The 22,912-nt window shown below is 47.0% G+C and carries 23 protein-coding genes; 8 read left to right on the top strand and 15 right to left on the bottom strand.

Features of this window, described 5'->3' with window-relative positions; translation table 11 throughout:
- Positions 1-26 precede the first annotated feature (26 nt).
- Both pfkA and J2X75_RS02695 read right to left on the bottom strand, forming a co-directional pair.
- Positions 27-998 carry a 6-phosphofructokinase gene (pfkA, locus tag J2X75_RS02700; RefSeq protein WP_053783630.1) on the bottom strand — a complete coding sequence of 324 codons (972 nt, stop codon included), beginning with the start codon at positions 996-998 and terminating at the stop codon, positions 27-29.
- A gap of 53 nt (positions 999-1,051) precedes the next feature.
- Complete coding sequence (locus tag J2X75_RS02695; protein WP_206099097.1) at positions 1,052-2,131, bottom strand: tetraprenyl-beta-curcumene synthase family protein; 1,080 nt, start codon at positions 2,129-2,131, stop codon at positions 1,052-1,054.
- A 179-nt stretch (positions 2,132-2,310) separates the two neighbouring features.
- Here J2X75_RS02695 and J2X75_RS02690 point away from each other — a divergent pair, with 179 nt between their 5' ends.
- Entirely contained in the window at positions 2,311-3,651 is a 1,341-nt protein-coding gene (locus J2X75_RS02690; protein ID WP_310334166.1) for a polysaccharide biosynthesis protein, read from the top strand.
- 40 nt (positions 3,652-3,691) lie between these two features.
- Complete coding sequence (locus J2X75_RS02685) at positions 3,692-4,864, top strand: MFS transporter (protein WP_074094449.1); 1,173 nt, start codon at positions 3,692-3,694, stop codon at positions 4,862-4,864.
- A 154-nt stretch (positions 4,865-5,018) separates the two neighbouring features.
- On the opposite strand, the gene J2X75_RS02680 is transcribed toward J2X75_RS02685, so the two are convergent.
- Positions 5,019-5,216, bottom strand: a complete 198-nt coding sequence (locus tag J2X75_RS02680; RefSeq protein WP_017689394.1) for a cold shock domain-containing protein — start codon at positions 5,214-5,216, stop codon at positions 5,019-5,021.
- 162 nt (positions 5,217-5,378) lie between these two features.
- Here J2X75_RS02680 and J2X75_RS02675 point away from each other — a divergent pair, with 162 nt between their 5' ends.
- The 5 genes from J2X75_RS02675 (at position 5,379) to J2X75_RS02655 (ending at position 9,473) form a co-directional block, all read left to right on the top strand.
- Positions 5,379-5,612: a hypothetical protein gene (locus tag J2X75_RS02675; RefSeq protein ID WP_017689395.1), complete on the top strand. Its 234-nt coding sequence runs from the start codon at positions 5,379-5,381 to the stop codon at positions 5,610-5,612.
- A 3-nt stretch (positions 5,613-5,615) separates the two neighbouring features.
- Entirely contained in the window at positions 5,616-5,801 is a 186-nt protein-coding gene (locus J2X75_RS02670; RefSeq protein ID WP_047842378.1) for a hypothetical protein, read from the top strand.
- Between the two features lie 213 nt (positions 5,802-6,014).
- Entirely contained in the window at positions 6,015-7,805 is a 1,791-nt protein-coding gene (gene pepF / locus J2X75_RS02665) for an oligoendopeptidase F (protein ID WP_310334162.1), read from the top strand.
- A gap of 133 nt (positions 7,806-7,938) precedes the next feature.
- Positions 7,939-8,319, top strand: a complete 381-nt coding sequence (locus J2X75_RS02660) for a LapA family protein (protein WP_310334160.1) — start codon at positions 7,939-7,941, stop codon at positions 8,317-8,319.
- 113 nt (positions 8,320-8,432) lie between these two features.
- Entirely contained in the window at positions 8,433-9,473 is a 1,041-nt protein-coding gene (locus tag J2X75_RS02655) for a M42 family metallopeptidase (protein WP_310334158.1), read from the top strand.
- Between the two features lie 119 nt (positions 9,474-9,592).
- Here J2X75_RS02655 and J2X75_RS02650 read toward each other — a convergent pair whose 3' ends face one another.
- The 9 genes from J2X75_RS02650 to J2X75_RS02610 form a co-directional block, all read right to left on the bottom strand.
- Complete coding sequence (locus tag J2X75_RS02650) at positions 9,593-10,531, bottom strand: hypothetical protein (RefSeq protein ID WP_310334157.1); 939 nt, start codon at positions 10,529-10,531, stop codon at positions 9,593-9,595.
- 163 nt (positions 10,532-10,694) lie between these two features.
- Positions 10,695-12,626: an ABC-F family ATP-binding cassette domain-containing protein gene (locus tag J2X75_RS02645; RefSeq protein WP_310334156.1), complete on the bottom strand. Its 1,932-nt coding sequence runs from the start codon at positions 12,624-12,626 to the stop codon at positions 10,695-10,697.
- A gap of 60 nt (positions 12,627-12,686) precedes the next feature.
- On the bottom strand, positions 12,687-13,265 hold the full coding sequence (locus J2X75_RS02640) for a TetR/AcrR family transcriptional regulator (protein ID WP_310334155.1): 579 nt from the start codon (positions 13,263-13,265) through the stop codon (positions 12,687-12,689).
- 13 nt (positions 13,266-13,278) lie between these two features.
- The gene (locus J2X75_RS02635; protein WP_310334153.1) at positions 13,279-14,088 is read right to left on the bottom strand and encodes a DUF92 domain-containing protein; all 810 of its coding nucleotides are present in this window, start codon (positions 14,086-14,088) and stop codon (positions 13,279-13,281) included.
- Positions 14,089-14,316: 228 nt separating this feature from the next.
- Positions 14,317-15,090, bottom strand: coding sequence for an ABC transporter permease (locus tag J2X75_RS02630; protein ID WP_310334152.1), 774 nt, complete (start codon positions 15,088-15,090; stop codon positions 14,317-14,319).
- Positions 15,091-15,107: 17 nt separating this feature from the next.
- Positions 15,108-15,884 carry an ABC transporter ATP-binding protein gene (locus J2X75_RS02625; RefSeq protein ID WP_310334151.1) on the bottom strand — a complete coding sequence of 259 codons (777 nt, stop codon included), beginning with the start codon at positions 15,882-15,884 and terminating at the stop codon, positions 15,108-15,110.
- 27 nt (positions 15,885-15,911) lie between these two features.
- Positions 15,912-16,940: an ABC transporter substrate-binding protein gene (locus tag J2X75_RS02620; protein WP_310334150.1), complete on the bottom strand. Its 1,029-nt coding sequence runs from the start codon at positions 16,938-16,940 to the stop codon at positions 15,912-15,914.
- A gap of 39 nt (positions 16,941-16,979) precedes the next feature.
- A complete protein-coding gene (locus J2X75_RS02615) occupies positions 16,980-18,428 on the bottom strand; it encodes an aryl-sulfate sulfotransferase (RefSeq protein ID WP_310334148.1) in 1,449 nt (482 codons plus the stop codon).
- A gap of 59 nt (positions 18,429-18,487) precedes the next feature.
- Positions 18,488-19,045 (bottom strand): MarR family winged helix-turn-helix transcriptional regulator, encoded by a 558-nt coding sequence (locus tag J2X75_RS02610; RefSeq protein WP_124113931.1) that lies wholly within the window; start codon positions 19,043-19,045, stop codon positions 18,488-18,490.
- Between the two features lie 388 nt (positions 19,046-19,433).
- Here J2X75_RS02610 and J2X75_RS02605 point away from each other — a divergent pair, with 388 nt between their 5' ends.
- Positions 19,434-19,841, top strand: coding sequence for a hypothetical protein (locus J2X75_RS02605; RefSeq protein WP_310334147.1), 408 nt, complete (start codon positions 19,434-19,436; stop codon positions 19,839-19,841).
- A gap of 122 nt (positions 19,842-19,963) precedes the next feature.
- On the opposite strand, the gene J2X75_RS02600 is transcribed toward J2X75_RS02605, so the two are convergent.
- Genes J2X75_RS02600 through J2X75_RS02590 form a run of 3 tightly spaced genes read right to left on the bottom strand, consistent with a single transcriptional unit; the run spans position 19,964 to position 22,832 of the window.
- Positions 19,964-20,596: a fumarylacetoacetate hydrolase family protein gene (locus tag J2X75_RS02600; protein ID WP_310334145.1), complete on the bottom strand. Its 633-nt coding sequence runs from the start codon at positions 20,594-20,596 to the stop codon at positions 19,964-19,966.
- A gap of 46 nt (positions 20,597-20,642) precedes the next feature.
- The gene (locus J2X75_RS02595; protein ID WP_047842367.1) at positions 20,643-21,395 is read right to left on the bottom strand and encodes a glycerophosphodiester phosphodiesterase; all 753 of its coding nucleotides are present in this window, start codon (positions 21,393-21,395) and stop codon (positions 20,643-20,645) included.
- 24 nt (positions 21,396-21,419) lie between these two features.
- Complete coding sequence (locus J2X75_RS02590) at positions 21,420-22,832, bottom strand: CapA family protein (protein WP_310334142.1); 1,413 nt, start codon at positions 22,830-22,832, stop codon at positions 21,420-21,422.
- Positions 22,833-22,912: the final 80 nt, after the last annotated feature.

The raw sequence follows: 22,912 nt of genomic DNA, 5'->3' as shown, positions 1-22,912 counted from the left end.
ATTGTGCTCTTTGCTTATGAATCGAATTATTGGGACAAACGTTGTGCAAGCTCGTAAGTCACCATATCGAAATCTTTTTTTGTATTAACCACTTTATCAATATCCGTCAGGGTAAGCTCACCCTTGATAATGCCACAACCTTTGTCTGTCTCGCCTGCGATCAGGCTACGAACAGCGAAGTCACCTAAGCGGCTTGCCAGGTTACGGTCGAATGGAGTTGGCGTCCCCCCACGCTGAATGTGACCCAGAACGGTTACACGCGGCTCATATGTCGGGCAACGTTCCATCAGTTCTTTTGCTACATCCTCACCCTTGCCCACGCCTTCAGCAACGATGATAATACTGTGGCGTTTGCCGTGTGCAAAGTTAGCTTTCATGCGATCTGCTACTTCGTCCATATCAAATGGAACTTCTGGGACAAGAATCGTTTCAGCACCCGAAGCAAGTCCGGCATGCAGAGCGATATCCCCACAGTGACGGCCCATAACTTCCACGATGGAAGAACGCTCGTGTGAAGACATCGTATCACGCAATTTGTTCACGGCATCCACCACTACACTTACAGCTGTATCGAATCCGATGGTATAATCGGTGAACGAAACGTCATTATCAATCGTTCCTGGCAGACCCATCGTGTTAATGCCCAGCTTGCTCAGTTTGTTTGCTCCGTTGTAAGAACCATCCCCACCGATAACAACCAGACCGTCAATGCCACGCGCACGCAGAATGTCTGCACCTTTTTGCTGACCTTCAGCGGTATAGAACTCCTTGCAACGTGCCGATTGAAGAACCGTTCCGCCACGTTGGATGATATCCCCTACACTCCGCAAATCCATTGGGAAAATGTCATTATTCAAAAGACCCTGGTATCCACGTTGAACTCCATATACTTCGAGACCGTGAAACAGTCCACTGCGAACAACCGCACGAACAGCCGCGTTCATCCCCTGTGAATCACCACCGCTCGTTAATACTGCGATTTTCTTTACTGCTGTCATGATGTTTCTTCCTCCTCTAGTTTCACTTCAGGCTCCGCAATATTACACCTGACTTACATATTTTTCCGAATCCAGCGACTGAAAATGAAGAAAAATATTCTTGTGATCGGACTATTTTTCAGCAGACGTTTGGATACGACGCGAACTTCCTGTTGTTCGCTGACTTTGGGATCAGACAGGTAAATGGCAATCAGTCCTTCGATGATCATCCGATGAAAGGAGCTTCCCGGAATCTTCTGTACATCACTGCGTGCCATCTCCACAATAAAAGCAATTCGGTCCAGCATTGTCTCCACATTCTCATAATAGTTGCAGAAGTTGAGATCTCCCCCGATGCGGTCCTCATCCTGATCAATTAAATAATCGAGCATAATGTGCAATGCGCATACATGTGGGAAATAGGCCGTGTGGATCGAGGCCGCTTGCTCTTCAGTCAACTGATCGTCACTCGCAGCCAGAAACAGCATGAAAACGCCCAGTGTAGAGCCAGTTGCAGCAGCAAATTCGTTCCAACGAAACTGAGGTGTGCGATGACGATGCTCCGACCACCATTCGAGCAGTGCCGTTTCTCTCAGTTCCGGCTTGATATGCTTATATACCTGCAGGTCCGTGTATAGGCCTGCCAGATCCTGAATTTGGGGCTTGGCGGACTCATAGCCTGGTAACTGACGGGTCAGTTCCTGACATGTGGTCACCAGATTCCGCAGATATCCACCGTCATCCTGCTCCTCACGGAGGGCATAATAATTAACGGGAATTGCTTCGGGATCTACCGCATCAAGCATGGATTGATGGAGAAGACGAAAGTCATCCGGGTCCATCGACGTGCTGCGGTCGCACAGATTGTCCAAATAATCACTAATAGTTTGATATGAAACGATCAGCGGAATCAGAATGTGTCTGTTGGGCAAATCAGCTAATGCGTAGACGGTTCCGCCTTCACAGTGAAACTGTTTATCCTTCAGACTGGCAAGTGCCTGTGTACGCAATTCCTCATTCGGAATCGCCTCAGCTTGAGCACGCCATCCATTCAGTGCCTTCCGTGTTTCCGGAATGGTGTATTTGTACACCCCTCTCATCAATGCCAGCGGTCCACGCGGATATTGATGACGTTTTCGATTTGATTGGCTCAAAATAAATGTGCCTCCACTTGGTTGAATACGTATTAGAGCGATTTTTAACCATTCCTATTATAATATGATCCCCTTAATTGTACAAATGATCTGCCGCATATTCCGCATAAAAAATCGCATCCGCGCCCAAAGCTTTGTGATATACTAGGCATATTTCATCCATCAAAGGAGTCGTTGACATGTCGTCAAGTGAATCACTTTCGTGGAGACGGTTATTTTCTTTTTTTGTGCCACTTGGCATTTCCGCCTCTCTCGTCACCATTTCTCACGTCATCATAAACAGCACATTAGCACGTTCCGCTCATCCCGAGACGGTTATTGCCAGCTATGCCATCGCTGGTAGCTTGTTAACCCTCACGGAACGCCCCTCCACCCTGCTGCGGCAAACCTGTTCCGCACTGGTTCGCGATCGCCTTTCCTTTCAGGCCCTCACGTTTGTGACCAAAATATTTCTTGCCTGTGTGCTTCTCATTGGGTTTCTCATCGTATACTCTCCCGTTGGTACTGGGGTGTTCAAATACCTGTTTGGTGTAAGTCCGGATCTGCTGACCAAAGTCATCGACGTATATGAAATTCTCATGTATGTGAGCATCTTTTCAGTGATCCGCAACATCTATCAGGGGATCATCATTACGAATAACCGCACCAAGTGGTTAACTATTGGGATGGTATTCCGTTTAGCCGGCATGTACGGCCTATCCCTCTATTTCATATACACAGACAGCATTGACAGTGGACGTGTAGGCGCTATCATTTTTGCTGCTGGCATGATGATTGAAGCGCTCGTCAGCTTTCTGGAGGGAAACAGCATCAAGCGCAAGATGCCAGCCAAGCTTGAGGATCATCCCGTCGAGAGCAAGGGGGACGTATTTCGCTTTTATAAGCCACTGCTGTTATCCAGCTTTGTAGCGCTGTTCATAGGACCGGTTATTAACATCGTACTTGGCAAAACGACCGGGATCGCACTAGCCATTTCGTCCTTTGCCATAGCAAGCAGTCTGATGCAGTTGATGCTAAGCTTCTTTACATACATCCATCAGATCGTGCTGAATTTCTACCTTGTGGACGCCAAACTGGTACGAAAATTCGCACTTGTCACCGGATTTATTCCGTTTGCGATGATGGTGTCGATTGCCTATACCCCCTTGGGACCATGGGTACTCGAAAATGTCATGAGCGTTCAGGGCGAACTGTTGGAACAAAGTCTGTGGACACTGCGTGCGTTCGTCTTATTTCCGCTGATCTTCCCTTTTCTGGATTTCAGCAATGGCCTTATTCTGCTTCGCGGTCAGACGAAAACGATGTTTCGTTCGCAAACTGCGAATGCAATCTGCACGGTAATTGTGCTGCTTATACTGGTTAGTATTTTCCCTGCGTGGAACGGCATGATCGGAGCTGTAGCCCAATCCCTTGGTCTGCTCGCCGAACTTGTTATTGTCTGGCTTGTCATCCGGCGCACGAAGCAAGAACCTACGATGTCCGTGCCGAAAGCCCGTAAATCAACATCCCTGAAAGGGTAATAAAATCATTGAATTGTTATCAGGATTGGAGTCTCTCATCATGAAATTAAGTCACAACGCCCGCCCGGACCAGAACTGGCTGCGGGCTCTCATGTTCACCATCTTTGGTTCCACCGTTCTGGTGGTATCCTACTTCCAGCTTTACTTCAGTCATCTGGGCTTCAGTCGGGCTGAGATTGGATATCTCTACGGAATTGGCCCCCTCATCTCCGTGTTCTCCAATATGTTCTGGAGCATGGCCAGCGACCGCTACCAAACGGTACGTAAAGTGATGATCATTCTGCTTGGTGGTCAATTGATCACAGGGATCATGCTTGCCAACGCAACAACTTTCGGTCAGGTATTTGTACTCGTGACCCTGTTTTACTTTTTCTATTATCCGGTCTATCCACTTTCCGATACGATGGCTATTACAACGGCCAGCAAGTACGGCCGAAATTTCACTTCCATTCGAGTCTTCGGATCGATCGGTTATGCCTTCTTTGCATTAAGTATCGGATATTTCCTTGGATCTTTTGGTCCAGCATGGACGATCTGGGTCTGCGTTGGTCTTGCTGCAACTACACTATTGATCAGTTTTCAATTGAAGGATCAACCTTCGGGGAGCAGTAGCAAAATGGATCTATCGGGGTTATGGGCTATTTTGAAACGCAGAGATGTGCTCACCTTTTTTGGCTGTGTATTTTTGCTTGCCATGGGACATCGCATGAACGAAGCTTTTCTTACCATCACGCTAAAAGATCTGGGTGCCAGCGAGGGGCTGATCGGCTGGTCTTTGCTGATCTCTTCCGTAAGTGAAATCCCCATATTTCTACTGCTCAGCAAGTATGGAAACCGTTATAAAGAACTGCCGCTAATTGCTTTTGCTGCACTGATGTATACGGTTCGTTTGCTTCTCATGTCCATATCCGATACACCAGCAGCTGTCGTTGCAATTCAGACGATGCACAGTGTTACCTTTGGTATTTTCTACGTTACGGCGGTCCGCTATATCATTCGCCTAGTTCCGGACGGCTACAGAGCTACGGGTATGGCTTTGTTCACCATTGTCTGGTCCAGTGCTTCGGGACTTCTTAGTGGAACGTTAGGCGGACTGCTGCTGGAACATGCAGGCAGACAAACCTTCTATCTCACCGCTATGGCTTTCTCCCTGGCTGCACTAATCGGTTTCGGATTGAAGTTATGGTCCAGCATGACCAATCGCGTCTCCTGAACACACAGGGAACATACACCGTATTCAACCGTTATTTACACTGAAAATTTTAGAATCAAAAAAAGCACAGCCTCCCTTGGGGGACTGTGCTTAGGTTCTTAATATTCAGCTATAAATTTATCATATATAAGAAGTCCGTTGACCGGAAAAATTCTTACAGTTTGTTTACGTTAGCTGCTTGAGGACCACGGTTTCCATCAGTGATTTCGAATTCTACCGCTTGACCTTCTTCCAATGTTTTGAAGCCATCTCCTTGGATTGCGGAGAAATGTACGAATACGTCCTCGCCGCCTTCAACTGAAATAAAGCCATAGCCTTTTTCTGCGTTAAACCATTTAACTGTACCTTTCAAATGAAAAACCTCCTAAAAATATCGCCATCTATGGCGAATACCCTTATTATACTGTATGGGCTTCCATTTTGCAATTTATCTTTCCATAAATGTCGAAAAAATTTGCTTTGAATCGTAGGGTACGGTATCATTTTACCAAAACCGTTAGTTTGGAGACTACCTATGATAAAAAAACATGAAATATACAAAACAGACAAGTGGAATATGATGACCGTAGAAGTTCAAGGCAAATATCTCGTACTGCGAGAAATTTCGGAAGAGTGGGGCGAAGAATGCCATACTTTCCTAAGCCGTCCTGCATTAATGCACTGGGCTGAACGCCGTTTCCCAAAAGCAGATTTTGAGAACCGTGAGGATGAATGGCGTCAATTGATGGCTGCCTTCAAAGGGGTCTAACCCATGCAGCTTGACTCAAGCAATGTCGTCATCTTTATTATCCTTGCCTTCTCCCTTGGTATTGTGCTTATTCTGGGACGCAATTCCATCCCGGATCGACTGAGACGGGGAATGGCGCTTATTGCTACCCTGCTCATTTGTTTCGCCTTTTTCCTGATCGTTTATTTTCTGTATAACATGGGAACCTAATCACGGGGACCCAGATGCTCAAATATTTCAACGTGCCTAAGGTCATACTATACGAGATTGTTCGTATCGTAAGGAGGAAGGCCGTTGAAATACCAGAAATCGCTATCTGTTATCCTGGTACTTAGTCTGATTCCTTCGTCTCTCTCCGCACAGGCGAGCGCGACGAAGGCAGCTTCGTCCATACGTTCATCAGATCATCAAAGGAGGATTTCCATGAGTCAATTATTGAAACGTTCCGAGGTGCCAGCTGAGCATAGCTGGAAACTGGAAGATTTATTTGCCGATCAGAAAGCCTGGGATCAGGAATATGAAGAAGTATCGTCTTTGACCAAGAAGGCCTCCGAATTCCAAGGCAAACTGAATCAACCCGATGTACTCAAATCTTGCTTCGAATTCGAAGATGAGATCAGCCTCAAAATAGAACGCCTCTTTGTGTACGCACGTATGCATCAAGATGAAGACACAGCTAATCCTACATATCAAAACCTCTCCCAAAAAGCCCAGAAATTAGGCGTACGGGTTGGTGAAGCACTTTCTTATGTCACACCGGAGATTCTTTCCCTGCCTGATGATCAGTTGGACGCATTTATTGCGAACGAAAAACTCTCTGCTTATACATTTACGCTGGAAGAGATGAAACGTGAAAAAGCACATGTTCTTAGCCAAGCAGAAGAGGCTTTGCTTGCACAGGTAGGCAACCTTTCACAAGCACCACAGACCATCTTCAGCATGCTGAATAACGCCGATCTCAAGTTTCCAAGAATCAAGGATGAACATGGTAAGGAAGTTGAGCTGACACACGGCAGCTACATTCAGTTCCTGGAGAATCCTAATCGTGAAGTTCGCGAACGTGCCTTCAAAGCGGTATACGAAACCTATGCCAAACAGAAGAACACAATTGCGGCTGCCCTGAATGCAAATGTAACCAAAAATATGTTCTATGCTAATGTTCGGAAGTACCCTTCCGTGATGGAAATGTCCCTATATGGAGATAACATCCCAACGGATGTGTATACCAATCTGGTAGACACCATTCACGAGAGCCTTCCGTTATTGCATCGTTATATGGACCTGCGCAAAAAGTTGCTGGGTGTGGATCAATTGCACATGTACGATCTGTTCGCTCCACTCGTAGACGAATACAAAATGGATATTACCTATGAGGAAGCGAAACAAACGGTCAAAGATGGTCTGAAACCACTCGGCAAGGACTATGCTGACGCATTGCAGACTGGATATGATAACCGCTGGATCGATATATATGAGAATGAAAATAAACGTTCAGGCGCATATGCCTGGGGCGCTTACGGCACTCACCCGTATGTCTTGTTGAATCACAAAGATAACCTGAACAGCATGTTTACACTCGCACATGAAATGGGTCACGCTCTTCATTCACATTACTCGGATACAACACTTCCGTATCGTGATGCCCAGTACACCATCTTCCTGGCTGAGGTTGCATCTACAACCAACGAAGCGTTGCTCATGGATTATCTGCTTAACAAATCAACAGATCCAAAGGAAAAATTGTATTTGTTAACCTATTATGCCGACCAATTCCGTACAACGGTATTCCGTCAGACCATGTTTGCTGAATTCGAGAAAATCATTCATGAACGTGCGGAACAAGGTGACGCATTAACACCACAATTGTTATCCGAGATCTATTATGATCTGAACGTTAAATATCACGGAGAAGGCATGGCTGTCGACAAAGAAATTGAAATGGAATGGGCTCGTATTCCCCACTTCTATAACAGCTTCTACGTTTACAAATATGCTACAGGCTTCTCCGCAGCGACAAGCTTTTCCAAGCAAATCCTGGAAGAGGGCCAACCGGCGGTTGACCGATATCTTGGCTTCCTGAAGAGCGGTGGCAGTGATTACTCCATCAACATTCTGAAAAAAGCTGGTGTGGATATGTCTACACCACAGCCAATTCGTGAAGCTATGAGTGTGTTCAAGGAATTGATTGAACAGATGGAGCAGCTAACCAAATAAGGTTGTCTTTCCATGTGACCTGCATCCCTTGCCCGTTTGGGCAGGGGATTTTATCATCATTGCAAGATGCAACATACCCGAATATTGGGTAATGCATATCTAGTTCTCAATTGTTCAACAAGGAGGCAACACCATGAAAATGCAATGGGCACTCATAGCAGGTCTTGTTTTTGCACTGCTCACGGGAATCTTTGCGGTCATTAATGTGGATTCCGTACAAGTCAACCTGTTATTTAACACGGTACAAATCCCGCTGATTTTGCTCATTCTCGGCTGTACCCTGATCGGTGGAATTATTGTAGGGTCATATGGCATTTATCGCCAATACAGACTGCAACGTGAAAATAAACAACTGAAATTGCGTGTATCTGAATTGGAAAGTTCCGCGACAAGCAAATCTACGTTGGATTCTTTCAAATCGATGGATTCGCTTGACTCAAATGAATCCAACAGCCCATTGGAGAATGATTCGATCCAGAGTCAGCGCAAAGGAAACCCTACGGGAACAATGTAACCAATCAGAGACAGCCTGCTGGCGAGTCAGGAATGGTAGTATCACATTCTCTCCCCCAGACAGGCTGTATTTTGTTTCACACCATACCCACGATCCGAGGAGGAAATTACACAATGAGTTTTACAATTGATGAATCATACGTTATGTCTTTCCTGAAAAAATTGCTGGATACACCAAGCCCAAGTGGTTACACACATCATATTATCGAGATGATCCGGAAGGAAGCAGCAGCACTGGGCATCGCCTGTGAGCTGAATAACAAGGGCGGTGCGGTGCTTACATTGCCCGGACAGGACTCTTCCAAGACAATTGCTTTAAGCGCTCACGTAGATACGCTAGGGGCCATGGTTCGCTCGGTTACATCCTATGGCACATTGAAGCTTACCTCTGTCGGTGGGTTTTCGATGCAAAGTATCGAAAACGAATATTGCACCATCCATACACGGGATGGAAAGACATACACAGGCACCATTCTCTCCCTTCATCCGTCTGTACACGTCTATCCGGATGCACGCACATTTGAACGGACCGAGAGCCATATGGAAGTTCGAATCGATGAAGTTGTCTCCTCCAAGGAAGATGTGTTGAAACTCGGGATCTCTGTCGGTGACTTTATCTCCTTTGATGCTCGCGCAGTCATCACGCCGAGTAGTTATATCAAATCACGTCATTTGGACGACAAAGCCAGCGTGGCAGCCCTCTTCGGCATCCTTGAGTCTGCACATCGTGAAGGCTGGAAACCATTACATAACGTCTCTCTGCTTATCTCGAACTATGAAGAAGTTGGACATGGCGCATCGTATATCCCTGCGGAAATCAGTGAAATGATCGCTGTAGACATGGGAGCCATGGGTGATGACCTGAGCTGTAAAGAAACTGACGTTTCCATATGTGCCAAAGATTCTTCTGGCCCGTATGACTACGATATGACCAGTCGTCTCATTGAACTGGCCAAACAAGATGGGATGGATTACGTCGTGGACATTTATCCCCACTATGGCTCAGATGGCAGTGCAGCACTACGCGGAGGAAACAATATCCGAGCAGCACTGATCGGTCCGGGGGTTCACGCATCTCATTCCATGGAGCGTACGCATAAGGTTGCTGTACTGAATACGGCACGATTGCTCGCAGCCTACATTACAACCAAGTAAAACAGAATCATTGATCGACGAAATTATCATGGATAACATTCACATGTTCGTCTAAGCAGAAGGCCCCTTGCATGCACACAATTCGGTGTGCTTGCAAGGGGCCTTTGTTGTCATATCTCTTAATCTGCCTGTTCCACATATGCATGATACTTACGATCCAATATCTCTAACTCTGCCTTATGGTCACGCATTTCATTTCTTAACACATGCATGGTTTGCTGAACCGCGCTCAGTCCATCCTTCACCTGACGTTCGGCTTTGCGAATTTTGTCCTGAACCATCCAGTCTACGAAGAGGTTATCGAAGAAATAGTCTGCGAATGAAAGCAGACCTCCCAGATGCAGATCCGCGTGTACTGCCATCTCTACATCCTCCAGTTCCTTCTGAAAACGTCGTAGACGCTTACCAGCATCCATGATGGCGACCTGAGCATCATCCATTCTTCCTCGCTTGATATGTGTGGAGATGACCCCACCGCCCATCATGTCATATACACCCCAATTACCCGCCGAAGACAAAGCCTTCTCGGCACGTTCAAGAGCATAGAGCAGATATTCTCCCTCCCGGAAAGCTTCTTCCAGTTCTTGTAGCTCGCTCGCCAGATGTTCCCGATTCTCAGCCATCTGTTGCAATTCCACATCCTGGTCCAGCAGTCGACCTTCCTTCTTCCCCCACAGAGCGTTGTAATCGCTTTGCCAGTACTGATACTGCCGCCCGCCCTCCAACTCCTGCTCCACATGGATTCGTTGCTCCTGTACGTCTTGTAACATGCGACAAGCGGTGTCGTATGCAGCCTTGCTCTCCATGAGTTCGAGCTCTTCCTTCTCCAGACGTTCTGTCTTCTTGCCAATCAGTTGATAGAAAAATGCTGACAATGTCATACTGCTCAATCGATCAACGTCCTTCTGCTCCTTCTGGAGATGCTCCAGACGACGTTTTACCTTTGCTTCCCATTCAGTTTCCTCCGTTTGAAGCTTCTCCAAACGTTTGGTCCATTTCTCGTAAATTCTCCCCTTTTCCTTGAGCACTGCCAACTGTTGATTAATTTCCTTATACATAAGTGTGGTGTTCTCTCCCTTCTATGGAATTCTTTACTTATAAAACGTAATGAGCATACAGAACGTTTCACTTTAATGCGCAAATTCACAAACAAAAAAATCGCCCTTTTCTCCAATGCGACATAAAGTCACTATAGAAGAAAGGGCGATGTTTAGTTATAAATCAAGACTTGCTCTGTTCAATCTGCTCTGCAAGTTCATTCAGAACGGTCCAGCGTTCCATCAATTCGTCCAGATGACGCTCAGCCTCAACCTGCTCCGCCATCAACTCCTGCAGACGGGCAGAATCACTAAATGACTCTTCCATCTCTTTGTTAATCCGGACAAGATTGGCTTCAGCCTTCTCAATATTTTCATCAATCTGGTCGTATTCACGTTGCTCCTTAAAGCTGAATTTCAACTTCGGTTTAGCCGCTGACACAGCAGGCGTCGTTTTCTCCGATGACTGCTTCACCTTCGCTACTCCTGTGTCACTTTCCTGAGTAACTCCGGGTGCATTTTTCAGCATCCATTCCGCATACTCACTGTAGCCGCCGACGTGTACACGTACAGCACCGTTGCCCTCAAAAGACAGCACTTTATCCACAGTACGATCAAGGAAATAGCGATCATGGGATACCACAAAAACAACACCAGGGAAATCATCCAGATAGTCTTCCAGTACGGCGAGTGTCTGGATGTCCAGATCATTCGTCGGCTCATCCAGCAGCAATACATTCGGCGCAGCCATCAGCACACGCAGCAGATACAGGCGACGCTTCTCTCCACCAGACAGACGCGAGATTGGCGTCCACTGGGATGCCGGAGTAAACAGGAACCGCTCCAGCATCTGGGATGCTGTAATCAGAGAGCCATCGGCTGTTTTCACATTCTCGGCCACTTCCTTGATGTACTCAATCACACGAAGGGATTCATCCATCTCCTGATGTTCCTGTGTGAAATAGCCCAGATTGACCGTAGGACCAACATCAACCACACCTGCATCGGGTTCCAGCTTGCCAGATATCATCTGTAACAGCGTGGACTTACCACTACCATTCGGTCCAACAATCCCGACCCGATCTCCAGGTACGGCAATATAACTCAGATCTTCAATCAGTTTGCGACCACCGACGGATTTGGAAAGATGCTCGATCTCCAGAATCTTTTTACCCAGACGAGTGGAGCCAACTGATACTTCCAATGAACCCGAGCGCTGGATTCCTTGTTGGTCTTTGAGTTGTTCGAAGCGATCAATTCTCGCTTTTTGTTTTGTCGTCCGTGCCTTGGCACCACGACGAATCCACGCGAGCTCCGTCCGAAGCAAGTTCTTACGCTTCTGTTCGGAAGAAGCTTCCCGTTCTTCACGTTCTGCCTTCAGTTCCAGAAAACGTGTATAGTTGGCTTCATACCGGAACAAACGACCATGATCCAATTCCAGCATGACATTGGCCACACGATCCAGGAAATACCGATCATGCGTAATCATAAGCAGTGCGCCGCGACGCTTCTGCAAGTACTGCTCGAGCCATACTACCGAATCATTATCAATATGGTTCGTCGGCTCATCCAGAATGAGTAGTTCGCAAGGATGAATCAACGCAGCAGCGAGTGCTACCCTTTTGCGTTGTCCACCAGACAAAGTGCCCATCAGTGCATCGAATTGACGAATACCCAGTTTGGACAAGATACTCTTCGCTTCACTCTCCATCTGCCAGAGCTGAAGCTGCTCCATTTGCTGGTTTAAACGTAATAATCGCTCTTGCAACGCTGGATCGGAGGAATTCAGCTCCATTAATTCCATCGTTTCCGTATATTCACGCACGGTTTTCATTTCCATGCTGTCACCTTCGAATACTTGTTGCAGTACCGTATTATCCGGATTGAAGTCCGGATTTTGCGCCAGGAACTGAATACGTACATCATTACCGATCGAGATCTGTCCCGAATCTGCAGGTTCCATGCCAGAAATTACACGCAAAAACGTGGATTTTCCGGTTCCATTTACCCCAACGACACCAATCTTGTCCTGATCAGCCATGCCAAATGAAGCGTCCTTGAACAATATTTTCTCGCCATAACTTTTTGCAATTTGTTCTACCGTCATTATGTTCATTGCTCGTACCCACTTCTCTGTAAATTAAAATTCAATATTACGTACATCCACGCACTTACTTTAAACTTGTAAAAAGGAACGGCATCCATCCAGAAACAATGCTGCTGCAAAAGCAATTCGTTTGTTCAGATGTTCCTCATTAAACTCCGGATTCAACATAATATCCATCTTCAGCCGGTCCAGGATTCCAATGTAGGCTTCAGCAAGCAATACAGGCTCAGGTACACTTGCACTTTCCAATACCTCACAAACCATACTCATGTATTGATTCATGAATGACTTCATGAATTTCATCAGGTCCGGATCATTATTGGGTGCCATAAAAAAGAGCTTGGTATGATTGCGGCGCTCATAATAATACGTAAGGTGAGTCTTGGCTATTGCTCCAAGTTTATCACCTGTGTTCTCATGCGAGTTCAAAGCATATTCCAGGCGGCTAATAAAGCTGTTACAGTCCCGCTTGGATACTGCGATAAATAATTGTTCCTTGCTTTTGAAATATAAATAAATGGTGCCTTTTGCGATGCCGGCTTCGTCTGCAATATCAGACATTTTTGTCTCATAAAAACCTTTCGAGCCAAAAATACCATAGGCCGCATCCAAAATAGCTTCCGATTTGTCTCCCTGTACAGTGTTCAAATGTTACTCCCTCCTACAACGCCAAAATGTTACCTAAACCAATCGCCACACATCCGCCGATCACTGAGCTAAGCACGTTCACCAGGTCGTTACTCATCCATGTCCAGCCACGAGCCCGAACCGTTGGATGCCCACAATGTTCATGCACCTCAACTTCACGGCCACACACAGTACAACGATACATCATTTGCACCGTTGCGCCCAGATAGGAATCGGCAAAAGCCCCTGCCAACCCGCCTACAAGACCGACAAAAGTCCAACTAAGCAGACCAAGCCCTTCGATCCCGGCGATCCAGGAAAACAAGAATGCTCCCGCACCAATCAGAGCCCCGCCTACGGCTGCAGCCACGGTGCCAAGAAGTGAAACACCACCTGAAGCACCTGGCGTAAGTACCTTCCACGTGAGCACAGAGCGCGGCGGCTTACGACTGAGACTCCCAATTTCGGTTGCCCATGTATCCGATGTAACGGTAGCCATTACACCAATGAAAGCATATACCCATGCCGGATGTGGAAATATCCAGTATCCCAGACATAGGAACATGCCCATTCCACCATTAGCCATCACTTGCCCGGCATCCCGATTTCCTGACTTGGCATAGGATTTCTCCAGCTCCTGCTTCCGATCTTTACGAAACCTGGAGAGCAACGTTGAAGTAATGAAAAACAACAATAACGTGCCAAACCAGAACAGGTTACCCGCTCCGTAATATATCGTTCCCATCATGATGGCTGCCAGGCAGCCAGACAGGGTTAGCGACTTTTTCGCATAGGCAGCACCTGCCACCATAGAAGCGCATACGGCGCCAATAATCCAATCCATAATGTCTCCTGCATGCAGCGTATGTACAGCCCGCATGACGTTAATTGTATTTTTGAAATTCAATTATACCACGGTTTGATCCCAATGCCGAAACTCCTTACGCCAGCACACAAAAAACCTGTTTCGGCCTCGTGTAGAAGTGCCAAAACAGGTTATTGATCAAACGTTAAAACAAGATAACTTCCCTTTTCAAGTAACGTCTGTAATTCGGTATTTCTAGGTTCTGTTTCAGACCCGCTTCGCTCCTCCAATGACTCCATATCGGTAAAGTACTCTGCGACCAAACCAGTTGAACAATCGATCCGTCAGGAATCCCATAAAACCCAGGGAAATCAGTCCGACAAAGATCCAATCTGTTCGGAAAAAGAGTCTGGAATTCCAGATTAAGTAACCCACTCCCTCATTCGAGGCAATCATCTCAGCACCGATTATGGCCATATACGAGGTTCCCATCGCCAGTCGCACACCCGTGAAGATATACGGGGTTGTCGCCGGAACAATCACATGCAGCAGAATCTGCCGTTCATTGGCTCCCATACTGCGGGCCGACCGGATTTTGTCTTCTTCAACGGAGAGTACACCTGTCAGTGTATTCAATACAACAATGAAGAAGGTTGCATACATAATGAGCGCGATCTTGGATTGCTCACCAATTCCGAACCACACCAGAAATAAGGTAATAAAGGCGATCGGCGGGATAAAACGTATAAAGTTAAGGAACGGTTCCGCGAACAGCCGGATGAGATGAACTTTGCCAATAATCAGCCCTACCGGAATAGCAATGATGCTTCCGAGTACCCAGCCCGCCAGTACACGAGTGAAGCTGATTCCGATATACTCCATCAGCGTACCGTCAGCTATCAGTTCGCGTGCTCCCAGGATCGTATCCCACGGACCAGGGATCACGTCGGGCCCATAGATAAGGGCACCAAGCTGCCAGATTAAGATGACCGTTACCCATAGAAGCGGGATAGACACCCATTTTTTCTCTAACCATTTCATCTTACATATCACCTCAGTTATTCTTCAAAGTGGCCTTGAATTCGGTCATACAGGGTGTTGAACTCAGACGAGGCGATGTTCCTAGGGTAAGGTAACGTGTTGTGGTAAATATCCGTTATATTCGAAGACGGACCTACGGACATAATGCCTATGCGCTCACCAAGCAATAACGCCTCCTGAATATCGTGGGTGACAAAGATAACGGTCTTATGAGTTTCTTTCCAGATATTCACCAGTTCCTTCTGCATCGTCCGCCGTGTCATCGCGTCCAGCGCACCGAATGGCTCATCCATCAACAAGATCGCCGAGTCATTCGCAAGTACACGGGCCAATTGAACCCGCTGCTTCATGCCCCCCGATAGTTCTTTTGGAAATTTCCCCTCATGAGCACTCAGTCCCACAAGCTGGATGTATCGATCAGAGATCTCACGTCGTTGTGTCTTAGGTACCTTGGACATTCGAAGTCCGAATTCAACATTTTCCCTCACAGTTAGCCATGGAAAGAGAGAAGAATCCGCCTGCTGGAATACCATTGCCCGATCCCTGCCCGGTCTGTCGATCTCCTCGTTGTCTACCTTGAGCTGTCCACCCGACTTGGAGATGAAACCCGCGATCATATTCAGCAGCGTTGACTTCCCGCACCCGCTGGGACCAAGCAGGACAAAGAACTCTCCTCCCTTGATAACCAGATCGACATCCTTAATGATATAATGCACATCCCCATTGGTCGGGGCATGATACGTTTTCCGCAGCTGTTCAATATGAATGGTATGCTGAGTTGCAGGAAAGGACATAACGGACACCTCCCATTTCAATATGAATTATTTACTATATGTCACTTTTTCCGGCAGAGCCTGCTGGAGAGAAGTCAGATTGAGTTTGGTGTCGAGATCAAAATCCTGTTCGATGATTCCGGTGTCCACCATATATTGCTTCTGACCCGCCAAACTATCATAAGCAGCCTGCGTAAATCCAACTTCCCATGGATTGATCGGAAGATCTTTCAACGTGGCATCTTTAGGCTGTTTTGTCTCTTGATACATCAGATCGGCAACCTCTTCAGGATGCGCTTGGGCATACGTGGATGCTTCATCCAGCGCCGCAAGGAAGTCACTTATCTTTTCAGGGTTTGCCTGGATGAATTCATTACTTGATACCAATCCCATACCAAGGCGTATAGGGGTCTGAGACATATCTGTCAGCTGATGGACTCCTTCGAGTGCATCGAATTTATCAGTTAACGCGGAACCTATAACCCAAGCGGCATCAAGGTCTCCCTGTTTCAGTGCGATGTAGGCTTCATCAAAAGCCCCCTGACCAATTTGCGTCACATCACTCAGCGCCACCCCCTGATCTTTCAAATATTCATCCCATAGATATGGAATAAATGTGCCTCGAATGAAACTCACTTTCTTGCCTTTCAAATCTGCTCCACTCTGAATATCATCCCTTGCATACAGCTTCCAGGCGGCTGCCGCTTCATCCGTAGTTTGGCCTGCAGAAGCGATGACTGAATATTCCCCTTTAGCCAGAGCATTCAATACAGGGAAGTCCGCTCCGTACGCAACATCAACCTGTTTGATAAATAGTGCATTTACACCTTCAGCCGGTGAGCCAAACGTGATACTCTCTGCATCTATGCCCCGGTTTTCAAAAAAACCTTTGGCAATGGCTACCCTGAACGTTGGGTTCGTACTTGTATCTGCAATTCGAATTTTTACATTATCGGTATTCTTGCCGGTAGCGTCGTTTGCTCCAGATCCTGCTGCGTTTGAACTGCATCCGGATAATATGAGTGCCGTAGCCAGGAATAATATCAATACGCCGGTAATTATGGATGGTTTTCTCACAATATACACCCCATTCGATCTAGTCGTGATTCTTGACGCTTAACCGCCCGACTTGCCTTCATCCGAAGTTGCCACACAGGCTGCACCCTCCACAAATGGAAGAGTTGTCTCTACGCTCACGATGGATGCAGAACCTTTGGGTGCTGCTCCCGGCACCCTGTAGGTGGAGACATCAATGGCTTCGATGGCAACTTCCTGCGGCTTCTCCAACTGTGGAACCCACTGATAAGGAACTCGATACGAGCGATAGACCATATTGGTATTCCGCCCATCCGTGTACGGGGAGACATACTCCCAGACCAGCTCATGCTCCGCTGTGACTTCGAACAATCTGCCATTGGAACCTTCGGTTATCAGGGTGTTGCCGTTAGGTAAACGCTGGGCGGAACTGATGTATGGGCTATAAAATTTATAAGAATCCGTCGGAACCGAGAAACCTGCTTCTGCCGATGTATACTGCCAGACAATCTCCAGGGTGACCGGGTTAATCTCCAGTACACGGGAGTGATCCCGAATCGCATGTTTCAATCCAAATGGAGAAGCCGGATTTGGAAGGCCGTAACCTGCCCAGCCGCCATTGTCGAATACGAGCAAATTCCCTTCACCCGGTAGACCTTGGGGAATGATATGTGCATGATGCTGTCCGATAATTGTGCCAATGTGTTTCACTTCAGTTGAAGTATAGTCTGGTCCTAGTCTCCACACGATCTTTCCGCTCTGTCTGTCTGTAATGGCGATAATGTTGGCCTCTCTGGCATCCCAGATAATATTGTCGGGGTGGAACCGTTCGTCTCCTTCCTCATAGAAACGGTTGGGTCCGACATAAGAAGCAGAATTAATATGTAACCAGTCACCAACACCACCACCCAAATGACCGAAAGAGCGTGTATTCGGGTCACGGAACAGGACATTTCGAGCAGCTTCATCAAAACCTAATTCTTCAAAGTGTTCGTTAGGCAGCCACTCCCAAAGTACCTTCCCCTCCCAATCGACTTCGATAATGACATCATCAAGCAATGGCTTATCTGAAATTTGCGGGTTACTCACATTTTTGTGTGCCAGAATAAGGGTCTTGCCACTCTTCGTCTTTGGCGCAAGGCCAGGTGCATAATAACCTACCGGATTTCCCTCACGCTGATAATCATGATGCTGGCGGGCATACCATAGTGGCTCATACCCCGGATCTTCGATGTGTTCGTAGCTATTGTATTTCCATACAATGTTGCCGTCCCAATCCACCTGAACCAGATCGACATTATCCTGAATACCGAACTTCGGATCTCTCCGACCCGTGCTGCCCAGCACGTAGCCGCCAGGTAATATTTTGGCCGGAAAACCTAATAATCCTTTCCACAGGTGAACCTCCTTGCCATTCATATCGATCAACACTACGCCTTCCTCACCTGCCTGATAAACGGTATAACCGCCCCAAGCCTTATCCGGATTGTATAACGTTGCTCCAGTTGGATATATTGTTGAGTGTCCCATTGATCATCTCTCCCTTAGAATGTTTGTGGTATATCAAATGTCGTTACTTTGACCCAACCTCAATAACTGAGATAGTTACTCTTCCCGGTATTGTCCCGCTGCTTCTGCTCAAGGTTACTTGTGGAGGACCGATCATGTTCTTGTATCCCGTTGTTCTCCGCCAATTCCAGCACCGTGTCCGAGAATCCCTCCAGATTCGCTACTACCCGCTCGTAGAATCGACTTTGTTGCTCCAGTTCCTCACTCGTAAAACCCTCAAACAGAAGCGTGATACATCGGGCACCGATATTGCTGTTTCTCGCATACATCTCCCGCCCGCTGGATGTGATGTCCAGCAAAACCGTCCGGCGGTCATCTTCCTTTCGTCTGCGGATGGTGAGTCCCTTTTTCTCCAACTTATCGGTCAGAGCTGTAATGGCACCCGATGTAAAATCCAATTGTTCTGCCAGATCTCCAAGCCGCTGTTCTCCCTCACGAATGATTTTGTGCAGGATAAGCATGCCTGGCAGGCTGATACCTTCTACAGAGATGCGATCCCGCTCTTTGACGAATCGTCTGACCATTTTGCGAAATAACCAATCCGTCCGCTCCAACGCTTCCCAGTCTCTATCGCTCATTTCATAACCTCCTTGATCGTTTGAAGCTTCAACAGCGAACAAAAAAAGGCCCCCGAGGACATTCCTTAGAGGAGTAGTCCCGGGAGCCTTTGGTGGTCCAATCAGCTCAATGCAGTTTTCAGTTCAAATTATTTCACTGTTCATTTAATGAGTATTAAAATAATTGAGATTATCATATAACCAACTAACCCAACCTGTCAAGTGTGAATTATGTTAGTGATCTTTTCTTTTTGCAGCCATTCTCCGCTAGGTTGAAATTACTTATCCTGTTTTAAGTTTCACTTCAGGTTTCCCGTTTACACTATTCTCAGATCGAAACACCTACAAATACATCAACGACAAGTTACGATTCAGTTCGTACTCAACTACAGAAATGAGGATTATCCATATGAATATGAAAAGAGTCATTATTATAGGCACAATGATTGTCACCATGTCCTTCGCTGGAACAGCTTGGGGCCAATCCGCCATCTCTCCCATACCTACTGCTAAATGGTCCATCGTTGACTTGGATACTCGTGAGGGAAACAGCGACGAGCTGCTCAGCGCTCTGAATCAAGCTTCAGAAGCGGATCTGTATCAGGAGCTGTACAACGGCAAATCACTGAGGACGATTACGGAAGAAAACAACGGGAATTTGGATGAGGTCATTGCTATACAAATAAGACAGCTCAGAGAGCAGTTGGATGAACGGCTCGCAAGTGGAAGTATCAGTTCGGAGCAACATGCTGCACAACAAGCTGAACTTGAAGAGTTGGTCACACAGAGCGCAAATACAGCATACAGCTTGGTGTAAATTAGTAGCGTATCCGTACGATGAAGGTATAAGCATATATCCACGATAACACAGCAAAAAGGAGCGTATTCACGCCCCTTTCTTGTAACCTATTCATCTCAAGCAGGTATGATGTGTAATCCTTATTGCGCTGCCCCAATCGTGCAGGCACCCAAGGATTCGCCGTCCCATGCCAGTTCGAGCACATCTCCTGCTTGTGTTGGTCCAACGCCTTCCGGTGTTCCTGTAAAAATGACATCGCCCGGCCCTAGGCCGTAATGGTGACCTACATAATCCACAATATCCTGTAAACTGAAGATCATGTTACGAATGTTACCACGCTGGACTTCCTCACCATTTTTGGTCAATGTAAAGTCTTTCTCCAGTAATGCTGCCGCACCCGGAAATGCCTTAAATGCAGTAACCGGAGCGGAATTTCTGAACCCTTTGGCCGCTGTCCACGGGTGGCCCTTTTTCTTAATCACGGTCTGTACGTCACGTAACGTAAAATCAATACCAAACGCATACGCATCCGCCAGCTCATCTACCGCCATACCTGGCTCATAACTCCGGCCGATTTGCACGACCAATTCAGCTTCATAGTGAACTTCACCCTTGGTAGCAGGCAATTCAAGGGTTTCACCATTCAGGGGCACGAGTGCATGGGAAGGTTTCATAAAGATCATTGGCTCATCCGGAACCGCGTTACCTAATTCTTCCGCATGAAGTTTATAATTGCGTCCTACACAGTATACATTGCGAATGTTAGTCAACATGGGTATATTACCACCTTTATCGGATTCATTAGTGCATATAGGAAAGTTAGGGTCTGAAAAATCGGCTGCTCGTCTCCTGAAATGCCAACTCCCATACGTCAGGACGGTTCGTACATAACATGAGTTCTGGATCAACTGCCGCCAGTTTCTTCATAATGGTCTTGTCATCCACTGTCCAAGCCATCACCCGAATGCCTGCACTCCGCATCTCGTTCATTAAGGATTTGTCTACATTGGTGTATCCAATCGAGAGGAATGTACAATTCATCTGCCGCAGGGCGGTTAACAGATCACCTGGTCGTGCATCAATAATCAGCCCCGTCTGGATCTCCGGTGCAAGTTTCTTCACTTCGATCAGAGCGGCTGGTTCAAATGAGGTGATCACAACATCATTTTGCATATGTCTTTTTCTCACTTCATGTATAACAGCCGCAGGCAGACCCGGGTACATGTCTCCCTGTGTTTTCAATTCAATGTTCAAACGCACTCTTCCACACGAGCGATCTAACAATTCACTTAGCGCCGGAATCCGTTCGCCTTTGTAAGACTTGTTTTTCCATGCTCCGGCATCCAGACGTTGCAGATCAGCCCAATCAGTTTCCCGAACCAGACCCTTCCCATTCGTCGTGCGATCCACTGTAAAATCATGAATAACCACTGGCACACCATCACGCGACAACTGCACATCCAACTCCATCCACTGAACTTCAGGCCGCTCCATGGCCATCAGGAATGCAGCCATCGTATTCTCTGGTGCAATAGAAGAAAATCCACGGTGTGCTACACAAAGGTTGTTCATTCGATTCCCTCCTCAAAAAGGTTTTTAATTAGGTGAAGCGACTCCATTCCCATCATATCGAATACCCGGGGAGAGCTTTGCCATCTGTTCCAACAGCAGTTTGTTCGCCTCATCAATCATTGGAATGGCCTGACCTAGCCCGGCCTCATAAGGGATAACTTTCATGCTGCAAGCTGCATCTTGACTACAGCGAGCCTGAAATACCGCCGTTTTCCACGTCTCTTCGGTTGTGGATCTGGAGAAAATGAAATTTCCCGTACTGTATGCAATCCACTTCCCCTTATAGTACTCCAACCCTTGCAACACATGAGGATGACCACCTATGACCAGATCAGCGCCAGCATCTACAAACTCATGAGCCAATCGGGTCTGGTCACTATTCGGGGTACTTACACGTTCCTCTCCCCAATGTGCAACCACGATCACCAGATCAGCCTTCTTACGGGCCTCCTGGATCGCTGTTACTGCTCCTGTGGAATCATAGGCTTCAGCCACGCCAGCCCGATTGCCTTCCGCCTTCCAACTCGTTTCCGGTACCACTCGGGAGAATCCAAGCAATGCAATCTTCATACCTTTGCGTTCCAGATACGCTGGTGCATAGGCCTCATCCCTGTTCATACCTGCCCCGGTGTGAGCTATGCCATATTCCTTAAGATAAGTTAACGTATCCACCAAGCCCTCTACGCCCTGATCCAGAATATGATTGTTAGCCAAGTTGACAGCATCAAAACCCGCAGAGGCCATTGCCGCCAATGCTTTGGGCGAAGATTTGTATACATAGGTTTTGTCGACTGCACCAGTTCCACCCAGGATTATCGGTGTCTCCAGGTTGCCGATGGTAAGATCATCATCCTTGAATAATCTGCCGAGTTTGGCAAAGGGATAGTCATAACCGTTCTTATCCAGCAACTCAGCAACTTTGCCCGAAAATTGAATATCACCCACAAAGTTAATCGTGACATCCTTCGCTGAATTGGAAGGTTTCGACGTCCCTGATTCCTGATCCACACCTGCATTTCCCTTGGTGCCGGACGGTGTCGAATCTGCCGCAGGTTTTTTCGTTCCGGATTCTGCTTTCCCACTATTGGTATTGCCTGAAGTTTCAGGTGTCGCTACTCCAGATGTCTTATCTGCATCCGCTGTTGTCTCTTCATCCGTAGCTTCGGGTTCTTCTTCCGAAGTCTCATCGAATTCCGAGTCTGGAGAACTTACTTGATCCCCACCTTTGGCATCGTCTCCAATGGAAGGCTTATCCTGATCAACTATTTCTTGTTTCACTGGCTGGTCTGCCTGTTGCTGACGTGTATTAATGACATAAAAAATGCCCACCAGACCAATTGCCATGATCAATACAATATTAACTGTCCAGATGATTGTATTGCGCGTGCGTTTGCCTTTTTTCTTCTTTACACTTCGCTCTGATCTTGGGGGATACATAAGCAACTCCTCTTCTTCTTCACAGCCATACATACCATTATATCAGGCATATTCTGGATTTCCATCATTCCTTGGAACTG

The organism is Paenibacillus sp. 2003 (assembly GCF_031455635.1).
GTDB classification, from domain to species: Bacteria; Bacillota; Bacilli; order Paenibacillales; family Paenibacillaceae; genus Paenibacillus; species Paenibacillus amylolyticus_B.
The sequence above is the reverse complement of the archived record's forward strand: the minus strand, read 5'-3'. Positions and strand labels throughout refer to the sequence as shown.